Source organism: Umezawaea sp. (assembly GCF_036375055.1).
Lineage (GTDB): Bacteria > Actinomycetota > Actinomycetes > Mycobacteriales > Pseudonocardiaceae > Umezawaea.
In genome coordinates this window covers 85,622-97,792 of the sequence record NZ_DASUSQ010000010.1, presented here as the reverse complement: position 1 = coordinate 97,792, position 12,171 = coordinate 85,622, and the positions used below count along the sequence as shown (strand labels likewise).

The 12,171-nt window shown below is 71.5% G+C and carries 10 protein-coding genes and 1 riboswitch; of the genes, 1 reads left to right on the top strand and 9 read right to left on the bottom strand.

Annotated elements, in window-relative coordinates:
* A partial coding sequence (locus tag VFZ92_RS03405; RefSeq protein ID WP_330874187.1) for a DUF899 family protein occupies nucleotides 1-318 on the top strand: 318 nt, incomplete at its 5' end.
* Between the two features lie 645 nt (nucleotides 319-963).
* Here the strand turns inward: VFZ92_RS03405 and gcvP are convergent.
* The 9 genes from gcvP to VFZ92_RS03360 form a co-directional block, all read right to left on the bottom strand.
* Nucleotides 964-3,849 (bottom strand): aminomethyl-transferring glycine dehydrogenase, encoded by a 2,886-nt coding sequence (gene gcvP / locus VFZ92_RS03400; protein WP_330874186.1) that lies wholly within the window; start codon nucleotides 3,847-3,849, stop codon nucleotides 964-966.
* A 162-nt stretch (nucleotides 3,850-4,011) separates the two neighbouring features.
* Nucleotides 4,012-4,107: riboswitch (glycine riboswitch) on the bottom strand.
* Between the two features lie 607 nt (nucleotides 4,108-4,714).
* On the bottom strand, nucleotides 4,715-5,281 hold the full coding sequence (locus VFZ92_RS03395) for a MerR family transcriptional regulator (RefSeq protein ID WP_330874185.1): 567 nt from the start codon (nucleotides 5,279-5,281) through the stop codon (nucleotides 4,715-4,717).
* A gap of 396 nt (nucleotides 5,282-5,677) precedes the next feature.
* Nucleotides 5,678-6,151 (bottom strand): bifunctional nuclease family protein, encoded by a 474-nt coding sequence (locus tag VFZ92_RS03390; RefSeq protein ID WP_259627294.1) that lies wholly within the window; start codon nucleotides 6,149-6,151, stop codon nucleotides 5,678-5,680.
* 161 nt (nucleotides 6,152-6,312) lie between these two features.
* Nucleotides 6,313-7,017, bottom strand: coding sequence for a MerR family transcriptional regulator (locus tag VFZ92_RS03385; RefSeq protein WP_330874184.1), 705 nt, complete (start codon nucleotides 7,015-7,017; stop codon nucleotides 6,313-6,315).
* Nucleotides 7,014-7,478, bottom strand: a complete 465-nt coding sequence (garA, locus tag VFZ92_RS03380) for a glycogen accumulation regulator GarA (protein WP_330874183.1) — start codon at nucleotides 7,476-7,478, stop codon at nucleotides 7,014-7,016. The genes VFZ92_RS03385 and garA overlap by 4 nt, the downstream gene beginning before the upstream one ends.
* Before the next feature lie 113 nt (nucleotides 7,479-7,591).
* Nucleotides 7,592-7,993: a glycine cleavage system protein GcvH gene (gcvH, locus tag VFZ92_RS03375; RefSeq protein WP_330874182.1), complete on the bottom strand. Its 402-nt coding sequence runs from the start codon at nucleotides 7,991-7,993 to the stop codon at nucleotides 7,592-7,594.
* 89 nt (nucleotides 7,994-8,082) lie between these two features.
* Nucleotides 8,083-8,688, bottom strand: a complete 606-nt coding sequence (locus VFZ92_RS03370; protein WP_330874181.1) for a CDP-alcohol phosphatidyltransferase family protein — start codon at nucleotides 8,686-8,688, stop codon at nucleotides 8,083-8,085.
* Between the two features lie 599 nt (nucleotides 8,689-9,287).
* A complete protein-coding gene (locus VFZ92_RS03365; RefSeq protein ID WP_330874180.1) occupies nucleotides 9,288-9,521 on the bottom strand; it encodes a hypothetical protein in 234 nt (77 codons plus the stop codon).
* Nucleotides 9,522-9,782: 261 nt separating this feature from the next.
* The gene (locus VFZ92_RS03360) at nucleotides 9,783-12,092 is read right to left on the bottom strand and encodes an HAD-IC family P-type ATPase (protein WP_330874179.1); all 2,310 of its coding nucleotides are present in this window, start codon (nucleotides 12,090-12,092) and stop codon (nucleotides 9,783-9,785) included.
* Between the last annotated feature and the right edge of the window lie 79 nt (nucleotides 12,093-12,171).

Sequence of the window (12,171 nt, the reverse complement as noted above, 5' to 3'; positions counted from 1 at the left end):
AGCGGGGTGACGTGGACGAACGCGTCGACCATGCCGCTGGCGCAGATCGAGGCGTACAAGGAGCGGATGGGCTGGACGCTGCCGTTCGTGTCGTCGCACGGCACCACGTTCGCCCGCGACTGCGGGGTGGACGGCGGGTTCATGCTGAGCCTGTTCCTGCGCGACGGCGACGCCGTCTACCGGACGTACGGCACCACGCGGCGCGGGGTCGACCGGCTGGTGTTCACCAACAGCATCCTCGACCTCGCGCCGTACGGCAGACAGCAGGACTGGGAGGACTCACCGAAGGGCTGGCCGCAGAAGCCGACCTACGGCTGACGGACCCCGCCCCGCCCGCCATCCGGGGGTGGCCGGGCGAGCCGCTGCGCACACCGGCCTTCCGCCCGCGGGCCGCACCAAGCCGCCCGAACCCACCCGCTCACGCCCCGACCGCCTGACCCCGACCGCCACCGGCGGCCCGGCCCCGACCGCCCGGCCCCGACCGCCACCGGCGGCCCGGCCGACGAACCCGCCCGTCCACGCCCCGACCGCCCGGCTTCGACCAGCACCAACGACGGCCCGGCCGGACGAACCGACCCGTTGCCCGTCGTGGGCCACCACATCAGCCACCCACGACCCGACCGCGCGAACCACCGCACCGGCCACGAGCCACCCGCGGTTCAGCCGGTCAGCGGTTCACCGATCGACCGGTGACGGCCCAGCGCGCCACCACACCATCAGCGGCGAGCGTCCGCGCAAACCCGCCGACCCCACCCGACAGTGACGACCCACCGGGCCACCACGCCGTCAGCAACGAGCAACCCCACGAACCCGCCACACGACCCCGCCCGACGGCGACGGCCCAGCGCGCCACCACCCCATCAGCGGGCGAGCAACCCCCACGAACCCGCCACACCAACCACCCAACGGTGACGGACCGCCCGTGAGCGGCCCGTCACCAGGGCACCAGCGCGGCCCGCGGCTCTAGCTGTAGGCCGAGAGAGGAGGGCAGGAGCAGACCAGGTTGCGGTCGCCCTTGGCACCGTCGATCCGCCGCACCGGCGGCCAGATCTTCGGCGCGTCGACACCGGCCGGGAAGACGGCGGTCTCGCGGCTGTACGGGTGGTTCCACTCGCGGGCGACGGAGGCCGCGGTGTGCGGCGCGTTGCGCAGCGGGTTGTCGTCGGCGGGCCACTCGCCGGAGGCGACCTGGTCGATCTCGCGGCGGATGGCGATCATCGCGTCGATGAAGCGGTCGATCTCGCCGAGGTCCTCGCTCTCCGTCGGCTCGACCATGAGCGTGCCCGGAACCGGGAACGACATGGTCGGGGCGTGCAGGCCGTAGTCGGCGAGGCGCTTGGCCACGTCGTCGACGGTGACGCCGGTGGCCTTGGTGATGCCGCGCAGGTCGAGGATGCACTCGTGGGCGACGAAGCCGCCCTCGCCGGTGTAGAGGACCGGGTAGTGCTCGTCCAGGCGGCGGGCGACGTAGTTGGCGGCGGCGACCGCGGTCAGGGTGGCGCGGCGGAGGCCGTCGGCGCCCATCATGCGGACGTACGCCCAGGAGATCGGCAGGATCGACGCGGAACCCCACGGGGCGCCGCTGATCGGGCCGACGCCGGTCGCGGGACCGGCCAACGGCTGGAGGGGGTGGTTGGGCAGGTACGGGGCGAGGTGCGAGCGGACGCCGATGGGGCCGACGCCGGGGCCACCGCCGCCGTGCGGGATGCAGAACGTCTTGTGCAGGTTGAGGTGCGAGACGTCCGAGCCGAACTTGCCGTACTGGGCGAGGCCGATGAGGGCGTTGAGGTTCGCGCCGTCGACGTACACCTGGCCGCCCGCGTCGTGCACGAGGGCGCAGACCTCGCGGACGGTGTCCTCGTAGACGCCGTGCGTGGACGGGTAGGTGATCATGATCGCGGCGAGGTCGTCGCGGTGCTCGTCGACGGTCTGGCGCAGGTGGCCGAGGTCGATGTTGCCCTTGTCGTCGCACTTCACCACGACCACGCGCATCCCGGCCATGACGGCGCTGGCGGCGTTGGTGCCGTGGGCGCTGGACGGGATGAGGCAGACGTCGCGGGCCGCTTCGCCGCGCCCGCGGTGGTAGGCGCGGATCGCGAGGAGTCCGGCGAACTCGCCCTGGCTGCCCGCGTTCGGCTGGATGCTGACCGCGTCGTAGCCGGTGACCTCCGCGAGCCAGTCCTCCAGGTCCTTGACCAGTGCCAGCAGGCCTTCGGCGTCCTCGGCCGGGGCGAACGGGTGCAGGTCGGCGAACTCGGGCCAGGTGATGGGCTCCATCTCGGCCGTGGCGTTCAGCTTCATCGTGCAGGAGCCGAGCGGGATCATGCTGCGGTCGAGCGCGACGTCCTTGTCGGACAGCGCGCGCAGGTAGCGCAGCAGCGCCGTCTCCGAGCGGTGCAGGTGGAACACCGGGTGCGTCATGAACTCCGAGGTGCGGCGCAGCTCGGCGGGGATGCCGTCGGCGGTGTCGGCGTCGAGCGCGTCCACGTCCGGCACCTGCACGCCGAAGGCCTGCCACACGTCGACCAGGTTCGCGCGGGTGGTGGTCTCGTCGCACGCGATGGCGACGGTCGAGTCGTCGACCAGTCGGAGGTTGATGCCGAGCGCTCGCGCGGCGTCGACGACCGCTGCCGCGCGCTCGGGCACGTGCGCCTGCACCGTGTCGAAGAACTCGCCGTGCAGGACGTCCACGCCGCCCTCGACCAGGCCGGCGGCCAGCACCGTGGCCATCCGGTGGGCGCGCGTGCCGATGGCCCGCAGGCCGTCGGGGCCGTGGTAGACGCCGTACATCGAGGCGATGACGGCGAGGAGCACCTGCGCGGTGCAGATGTTGGAGGTCGCCTTCTCGCGGCGGATGTGCTGCTCGCGCGTCTGGAGGGCCAGCCGGTAGGCGCGGTTGCCGTCGGCGTCCTCGGACACCCCGACGAGCCTGCCGGGGAGCTGCCGCTCCAGGCCGGTGCGCACGGCCATGTAGCCGGCGTGCGGTCCGCCGAACCCGATCGGCACGCCGAAGCGCTGGGTCGTGCCGACGACGACGTCCGCGCCGATCTCGCCGGGCGGGCGCAGCAGCGTCAGCGCGAGCAGGTCGGCGACGACGACCGCGTTCGCGCCCGCCTTGTGCACCTCGGCGATCACCGACTCGTGGTCGCGGACCACGCCGGACGCACCGGGGTAGGACAGCAGCACGCCGAAGAAGTCTCCGCCCAGGCCGAGTCCTTCGATGCCCTGCGACAGGTCCGCGACGACGATCTCGATGCCCAGCGGCTCGGCCCTGGTCTCGATCACGGCCAGCGTCTGCGGCAGCGTGTCGGCGTCGACCACGAACTTCGTCGACTTCGACTTGCCTGCGCGGCGCACGAGCGTCATCGCCTCGGCGGCGGCGGTGGCCTCGTCCAGCATCGACGCGTTCGACAGCGGCAGCGCCGTCAGGTCGCCCACCATCGTCTGGAAGTTCAGCAGCGCTTCGAGCCGCCCCTGCGAGATCTCCGGCTGGTACGGCGTGTAGGCCGTGTACCAGGCCGGGCTCTCCAGCACGTTGCGGCGGATGACCGGCGGCGTGATCGTCCCGTAGTAGCCGAGGCCGATCATCTGCGTCATCGGCCGGTTGCGCCCGGCCAGCTCGCGCAGCTCGGCCAGCGCCTCGGTCTCGGTGGCGGGCGCGGGCAGGTCGAGCACCAGGTCGCCCTCGCGGATCGACGGCGGGATCGCCCGCTGCGCCAACTCCTCCAGCGAGCCGACACCGATGACATCGAGGATCCGGGCCAGCTCGGCGGGCCGGGGGCCCACGTGGCGGTCGGCGAACGGGGTGCCGTGCTCGAGAGCGGCGAGAGGAATGCGGTCCTGCGTCATGGAAGGCGCCTCCGGCGAGGGTTGGGCTACGGACACACTTCTGCCGTCTGCCCTCCCCCTCTGTCTCCAACCCGCTCGGCGGGCGCCTGAGAGCTTCACCCGGCCGAAACCGGGCTTTCACCGTCGGCGGGACCGAAAAACCGGCCCACTTTCCAGAGGCGTCTATCCCGTGCGGTCCTTGCGCCTGAGAGGTTCCGGGGAGGATTTGCTCCTTCGGCGCCGAACCTCGCCGGGTCCGGACTCTCCCGCACGGGGTCATGCGACTACCGGCCGATCGTACCGCCTGGCACCGCACGGGTAGCGCGGGCGCGACGCGGATCACCGCACGTCACACCCGGACGCGGCGGGACGAGGGGGTGGGCGGGGCGTTGGGCGGGGCTCGGCGGCGGCGCCGGCCACCGCGGACGGGCTCACCGGCCGAGGGGCCACCGCGCCCCGGCCTCACCGGCGAGTGCGATGGTCCCCGTGAGCGGGTCCACCGGGCGAGGAGCCGTCGACTCAACCCGACCACGCGGGGCCACAAGAAGCCGTCGGGCTCGACCGCGCGGGGCGACAAGAAGCCCCCGGACTCGACCGGCCCGTACTGGGCCACAAGAAGGCGTCGGGCTCGACCGCGCGAGGTGACGAGGAGCGGCGACGACACTGCTTCCACGAAGCGGAAGGACTCCGGTGCGTCAGCGGACGCGCGACACCGGAGTGGTCGTTCGATTCGTGACGAAACCATCCGCGGTCGACCCGGTCCGGATCGACCGTTCCCCCTGGGACGAGCGGGCCGCGGCGGTGTGGGGAGCCACGGCCGCGGTCGTGAAGACCAGCGGCGTTCGGGCGCTTCCGACACCACCGCGGTCCGACGGGTTCCGGACAGCTAGCCGATGGCCCGGTTGCGCCTGCGCTGGGACAGTTCGTCGTTGCCGACGGCGTCGACCTCCACGCCGTCCGCGCGTTCCGCGGGGAACTCGTGGATGGTGCCGCTGATCTCCCGCATGGCGCCGCTCACCGCGATGCCGAACACGCCCTGACCGCCCTGGAGGAGGTCGACGACCTCCTCGGGGGACGTGCACTCGTAGACCGTCGTGCCGTCGCTGAACAACGTGATCCTGGCCAGGTCCTGCACGCCGCGCTTGCGGAGGTGGTCTACCGCGACCCTGATGTTCTGCAACGAGACACCGGTGTCCAGCAGCCGCTTCACCACCTTGAGGACGAGGATGTCCTTGAACGAGTACAGCCGCTGGCTGCCCGACCCCTGCGCACTCCTTATCGTCGGGTTGACCAGTCCGGTGCGCGCCCAGTAGTCGAGCTGGCGGTAGGTGATGCCCGAGATCTGGCACGCGGCGGGCCCGCGGTAGCCGACGTACTCGTCTGGCAGCGAGGAGTCCGGGAACAGCTCACCTTGTTCCCCGGATCCGGCCCGGATGGGCGCTTCCTCTGCCACGCCTGCCTCCCCTCGGCCGGCCTGACGACCGGCGACCGTCACCGGCGGTCCCGTGGTCGGGGAACACCGGCCGTGAAGGGCCACGCTGTGGAATCACACCGTCGCAATTCACTCGAGTTCGACGGTAGGACCGGGTTGAGGGCAGGTCAACGCGACGCGCGGTACACGAATTTCCTCACCCTCAACCAGAGGGTGAGAGAAAGCGCTCGCATGACCCGTTCGAGTGACGTTTAGTGATCGTTTAGCCCAACGCCCATGACCTTGGGTAGCACGGCCGTGGGACACCTCAAAGTGCGGTCTCCCCCACGGTTGTCACGGTGCGTCGCGACCCAGGACGCACGAAGGGCCACTCACCAGACTGGTGAGTGGCCCTCTCGGCACGAACAGGTCGTGTGCTCAGGTGTCCGCCCCGCGGAAGTCCTCCGGCGAGATGGAGTCGAGGAACTCGCGGAACTTCTCGACCTCGTCCTCCTGCTCGTCCGGGATGATGAGCCCCGCTTCGGCGAGCACGGACTCGTCGGCGTGGATCGGCACCCCGACGCGCAGCGCGAGCGCCACCGAGTCGCTGGGCCTGGCCGACACCCGCACGTCGCCGTCGAACACCAGCTCCGCGAAGTAGGTGCCCTCCTGGAGGTCCGTGATCCGGACCTGTTCGAGCTGGCGCCCGAGTGCGCCGATGACATCTTTGAGGAGATCGTGGGTGAGGGGGCGGACGGGCCGCACGCCCTGCTGTTCCAGCGCGATTGCGGTGGCTTCGACCGAGCCGATCCAGATCGGCAGGTAGCGTTCGCCCTCGGTTTCACGCAGCAGCAGGATCGGCTGGTTGGCGGGCAGTTCCACCCGCACTCCCACGACGCGCATTTCGCTCATCGGGTATCGCCTCCCTCAGCGCGCTGAACCACGGCGTCCCCGTACGACTACGAGGATCCTCCACGTACATCCTCGACGCTACCCGCCAAGCGGGCCCAGTGCTCCACCGGTATCCCCCCGGACATCACGATGCGGACACCGGCGACGAATCGCGGCGAGGCCTATCCACCTGCGACTCCGCGCAGTCCGGCCTTGACCAGCAGCGTGTGCAACGTGACGGAGAGCACCGCCAATTCCCGGAGCACCTCCTCCGCGCGACCGCGCGAATCCGGACCGCGCTGCCGGTAGAGCGGCGTGACGATCTGCTCCAGCAGACCGACTTCGCGATCGGCGGACGCCCGAAATGCCCTGAGATGTCGGGGTTCGATACCGAATTCGGCCATCGCCCGCACGGTTTTCGCGACGAGCACCGCTTCGGGGTCGTAGAAGCCCGCGGCACCGGGGCGCACGACCCCGTACTGCTCCAGGTCGGCGAGCATCGTCTTGCTGATGCCCGACTGCGCCAGCAGTTCCTCGCGGGTGAGGCGGCGAGTGGTCGCGGCCTGGTCGAAGTGCTCGACCGTCGGAACGCCCTCGACGGCGGCCAGCGCCCGTCTCGGCGGTTCGTCAGCCGAGTCGAGCTGCTGCTTGATGACCTTCAACGGGAGGTAGTGGTCCCGTTGGGCGGCCAGGACGAAGCGCAGGCGCTCGACGTCCGCTGAAGCGAACTGCCGGTAGCCCGAGGCAGTGCGTGCCGGGCGGACCAGTCCTTCGGATTCCAGGAAGCGGATCTTCGAGATGGTCACGTCGGGGAACTCGGGACGGAGCTGTGCCAGCACCGCCCCGATGCTCAACCCACCGCGCTGTGGCCGCCCGGCAGCCGTCACTGCTGCCCCTGGCCCCCGGCTCCCGGACCGGTCAGGAACACGAGGCGGAACTTGCCGATCTGCACCTCGTCGCCGTTCGCGAGAACGGCCTGGTCGACCGGCTCGCGGTTGACGTAGGTGCCGTTCAGGCTGCCGACGTCGATCACCACGAACTCCCCGCCTTCACGGCGGAACTCGGCATGGCGCCGGGAGACCGTCACGTCGTCGAGGAAGATGTCGCTGTCGGGGTGCCGACCCGCGCTGGTGGTGTCGCGGTCGAGCAGGAACCTGGACCCCGCGTTGGGGCCGCGCTTCACCACCAGGAGGGCCGACCCGGCCGGGAGAGCGTCGACTCCCGCGACCGCGGGTTCCGGCGCTGGTGCCTCGGCACCCTCCACGTCGGCGAGGAAATCCGCCCGGAAAACGGAGGTCCGCTCCGGGGACTGCTCTGGCGGAACGCCTGGCCCGTCGTTCGTGCTCACCTGAGCTCTCCTCCTGCTGCTGGAACCGTCGAGACCACTAGAACCTATCGTGCCCGATTCCTCACGCGAGGAGCGGCTCCCGAACAGGCCGAGAAGACGTCGGAAGATCGTCGTCACTCCCCCGCCGCCAGCTCCTGGTACGCGGCCGCGTCCAGCAGGTCGTCGACCGCGGTCGGGTCCGCCAACCGCAGCTCGATCATCCAACCCTCGCCGTACGGATCGCTGTTGACGAGGTCGGGCTGCTGGTCGAGCGAGTCGTTGCGGGCGACCACCTCGCCGGCGAGCGGCGCGTAGATGTCCGAGACGCTCTTGGTGGACTCGACCTCGCCGAGCGTCTGCCCGACGTCGACGGTTTCGCCGAGCTCGGGGAGCTGGACGAACACGACGTCACCCAGCTGCTCCTGGGCGTAGTCCGTGATGCCGATGCGCACGGTGGCCTCACCTGTGCGCTGCACCCACTCGTGCTCCTCGGTGTACTTGAGCTCCTCGGGAATCACCGCGGCGCGCTCCTTCATGGTGGTCTTCCCCGCTCGCCCGGATGGACGAGTCCGTCATGTCGAAGGGTGATCTTCGCACGCAGGATCTTCCCACGTGGCTCACCCGTTCAGGCAGCCACCACCCCTGGGGATCGACGCATGGCGAGCACCAGTTGCCAGAGGTACAGGCCGGCGGACCACAGGTACAGCGCACCACCCCAAAGCATGAACGCGTACGCGATCGGCCGGGCGATCTGCGCGGCGGTCGACCCGCCCTGCGCGAGCAGCAGGACCGGGAACGCGTAGAGCAGGTTGAACGTCGCCGCCTTGCCGATGTAGTTGACCTCGAACGGCCCGTAGCCGTGGTGGCGGAGGACCAGCAGGAAACCCCCGACCAGCAGTTCCCGGCCGACCAGGATCGCCGCGAGCCACAGCGGCACGATGTCGCGGACCACGAAGGCGAGCAGGGTCGCGAAGATGTAGAGCCGGTCGGCCGCCGGGTCGAGCAGCTTGCCCAGGTCGCTCGTCTGGTCGAGCCACCGCGCCAGCTTGCCGTCGAGCCAGTCCGACGCGCCCGCGAGCGCGAGCACCACCACCGCCCACCCGTCGGCACGGGGGCCGAGCAGCAGGTAGAGGAACACCGGCACCCCGAGCAGGCGCAGCACGCTCAACGCGTTCGGAACGGTCACCCACCGGTCACCCGGATCCTGACCTGTCTCGGCCACGTCACTCACACTCCCCCGTCGGCGCGCCGCCCGCACCGGGTGGTCACGCGGGAATGCTAATGCCGCAGGTCGAACGTCACCCGGCCATGTCGGCCACGGGTGGTGCCGGGTGCTTCGGGTGAGTGGGTGGCGGAACCCACGACGGGTCCTACCTGCTGAGGGACGACGAACGCCCCGGAACTGCCGGACCCCGGTCGCGGTGGTGAACTCCGGGGCCTACCCGGTCGGGGGACCTTGGTTCGGCTCCGACAGCCGACTCGGGCGGCGAGTTCCAGCGGTCGGCTCGGGCATCACCTTCGGCAGCGGGCTGCTCGGGCGTCAAGTTCCGGCGGTCGGCTCGGGCGTCACCTTCGGCAGCGGGCTCCAGCGGTCGGAGTTGTTCGTCCAGACTCGGCACGCCCGTGAGAATCGGCGAACCGGTCGACTCGCGCGGGTGGGGAATCGACTCCTGGAACAGCCGGATGTCGACAGGCGGGCCGGCGTCCGCAACCTCGGCTCTCGGACACTCGATCGTCCGAGAGCGGCCCGTTCGCGTCCAGGGCCCGACCGACGCGCCCCGTGGCGCATCCCCTGGCGCGACCCATCGATCCGCGGCCCGACCAGAACGGTCAGTTGCTCCGCGTGTACGTCCAGCCGCGGCGCTGGAGGTCCGCCCCGGTGAACGCCTGCGGGCGGCCCCGGTCGTCGACTCCCACCCAGCGGGCGCGGAAACCCTCGAGCACGTAGGCGTGGCCCTTGCTCCAGACGACGCTGCACGGTGCGGTGGGCAGCGCGCTGGTGCTCGTCGTGCGCGCCGCCCTCGGCATCGCGGGCTCGGGCTTGGTTTCCGTGGTGGTGCTCATCTGTATCCCTCCACTGGGACTGTCGTCGACGTGGTGTTCGGCGTTATCCACGTCTCACTGATTCTGCGGGACTGTGGCGGGGGACACCCGTTGTTCCAGGGGGTCGCGCGCCCACCGAGCACCTGTCGGCGCTGAGCTGTCGGCCGATTACGCCGGGCCGTCGGCAGACCGGTCGAGCTGACAACCGTTCACCGCGCGGGGAGCGCCGCACGTCGTTCGACGAACTACACCCGCACTGATCAACTTCACCATCACCGCAGGTCACGGCATCAAGCGGCGGACAAACTCGATCGCCGCGACACCGGTGAGGGCGACCACCAGGGCCGTCGAGACCGAGCCGGCGTTGGTCGGGTCCAGCTCGAAGAACGAGCGGCCGAGCGGGGTCAGCAGGGCGGTGAGGAACAGCGCGGCCATGGTCGCGACGAGCGCGAACTTCCACCAGACGAGTGGTCGTGCGACGACGAGGAGGACCCACAGCGCGAGGGTGAAGAGGGTGATGACGGCGGTCGTGCTGTCCTGCGCCTGGGTGGTGCCGTTGTCGACCGCGCGGGAGGTCCAGTAGGCCGCGAACGTCGCCACGGCGGCGATCGAGCCCACCGGGGCGGCCGTGCGCAGCACCCGGCGGACGAAGCCGCCGCGGGCGCGGTCGCCGTTCGGCGCGAGCGCGAGGAAGAAGGCGGGGACGCCGATCGTGAGGCCGCCGATGAGGGTCAGGTGCAGCGGCTGGAACGGGAACGGGAAGCCGACGACGCCGATGAGGATCGCGAGCAGCACCGAGTACACCGTCTTGACGAGGAACAGGGTGGCGACGCGCTCGACGTTGCCGATGACGCGGCGGCCCTCGGCGACGACGAACGGCAGCGTGGCGAACCGGTCGTCCAGCAGCACGATCTGGGCCACGGCCCGCGTCGCCGGGCTGCCGGAGCCCATCGCGACGCCGATGTCGGCGTCCTTGAGCGCGAGCACGTCGTTCACGCCGTCACCGGTCATCGCGACGGTGTGGCCGCGGGCCCGCAGGACGCCGACCACGTCGCGCTTCTGCGCGGGGGTGACGCGGCCGAACACCGCGCCCTCCTCGACCTCGTCGCCGAGGGAGGCGGGCAGCCGCCGCGCGTCCACGGGCGCGGTGGCCCCGACCAGCCCGAGGGACGCGGCGACGGCGCCGACGGCCACCGCGTTGTCGCCGGAGATGACCTTGACCGCCACCCCCTGCTCGGCGAAGTACGCCAGGGTCTCCGCCGCGTCCGGCCGCACGCGCTGCGCGAGGACGACGAGCGCCACCGGCTCGACCCCGCCGGGCGCGGTGGGGGCGTCGACCGGCACGGACGCGCGGGCCAGCAGCAGCACCCGCAGGCCCCGCGCGCCCAGGTCCTCGGCGGTCGCCAGCGCGGCGGAGCCGGGCGGCAGGAGGACGTCGGCGGCCCCCAGCACCCAGTTCCCGGCGGGGCCGAAGCTCGCGCCGCTCCACTTGCGGGCCGAGGAGAACGCGGCGAACGCCGTGACCGGCCACCCAGGGGGGCGCGGACAGGCCTCGGCGACGGCCTGGAGGCTGGCGTTGGGGCGGGGGTCGGCCGCGGCGAACGCGGCCAGCACCTCCTCGGCGTCGACCCCGGCGAGCAGCGGTCGCACCTCGGCCAGCCGCATCCCGTTCTCGGTCAGCGTGCCCGTCTTGTCCGCGCACACCACGTCGACGCGCGCCAGTCCCTCGATGGCGGGCAGCTCCTGGACCAGGCAGTCGCGCCGCCCGAGCCTGACGACGCCGACGGCGAAGGCGACGCTGGTCAGCAGCACCAGGCCCTCCGGGATCATCGGCACGAGCGCCGCGACCGTCCCGCGCAGGGCGGAGCGCAGGTCCTCCTGGCCGTGGAGCTGGCTGTAGGTGATGAGCGCGCCCGCGGGCAGCAGGATCCACGTGACGAACCGCAGGATGCGGTCGATGCCCGTGCGCAGTTCGGAGCTGACCAGGGTGAACCGGCTCGCCTCCTCGGCGAGCTTCGCGGCGTAGGCGTCGCGGCCGACCCCGGTGGCGCGGTAGCGGCCGGTGCCCGCGACGGCGAAGCTGCCGGACATGACCCGGTCGCCGGGCCGCTTCACGACCGGGTCGGCCTCACCGGTCAGCAGCGACTCGTCGACCTCCAGCGCGTCCGCGCCCACGACCACGCCGTCGACCACGACGGTGTCGCCCGCGCCGAGTTCGAGGACGTCGTCGAGCACGACCTCGTTCGCCCCGACCTCGACCTTCGCGCCGTCGCGCCACACCACGGGCTTGGCCTCGCCGAGGACCGCGAGGCGTTCCAGGGTCTGCTTGGCCCTCAGCTCCTGGACGATGCCGATCAGGCTGTTGACCACGATGAGCAGGCCGAACAGGCCGTCCTTGAGGGGGCCGACGACGACGATCACGGCGAACAGCGCGCCGAGCACCGCGTTGAAGCGGGTGAGGACGTTGGCGCGGACGACGTCGCCGAGCGTGCGCCCGGCCCGTGCAGGCACGTCGTTGGTCCGGCCGTCCGCGACGCGGTCCCGCACCTGCGCTGCCGTGAGCCCGTGGTCCAGGTGCGTCGCGTCCGGCATGGGCCGAGCGTAGATCCGCTCCGGCGCCCCGGCCTGCCGGACGTGGACGGGTGGAAACCGGTGCCCCCTGCCCGTCGGG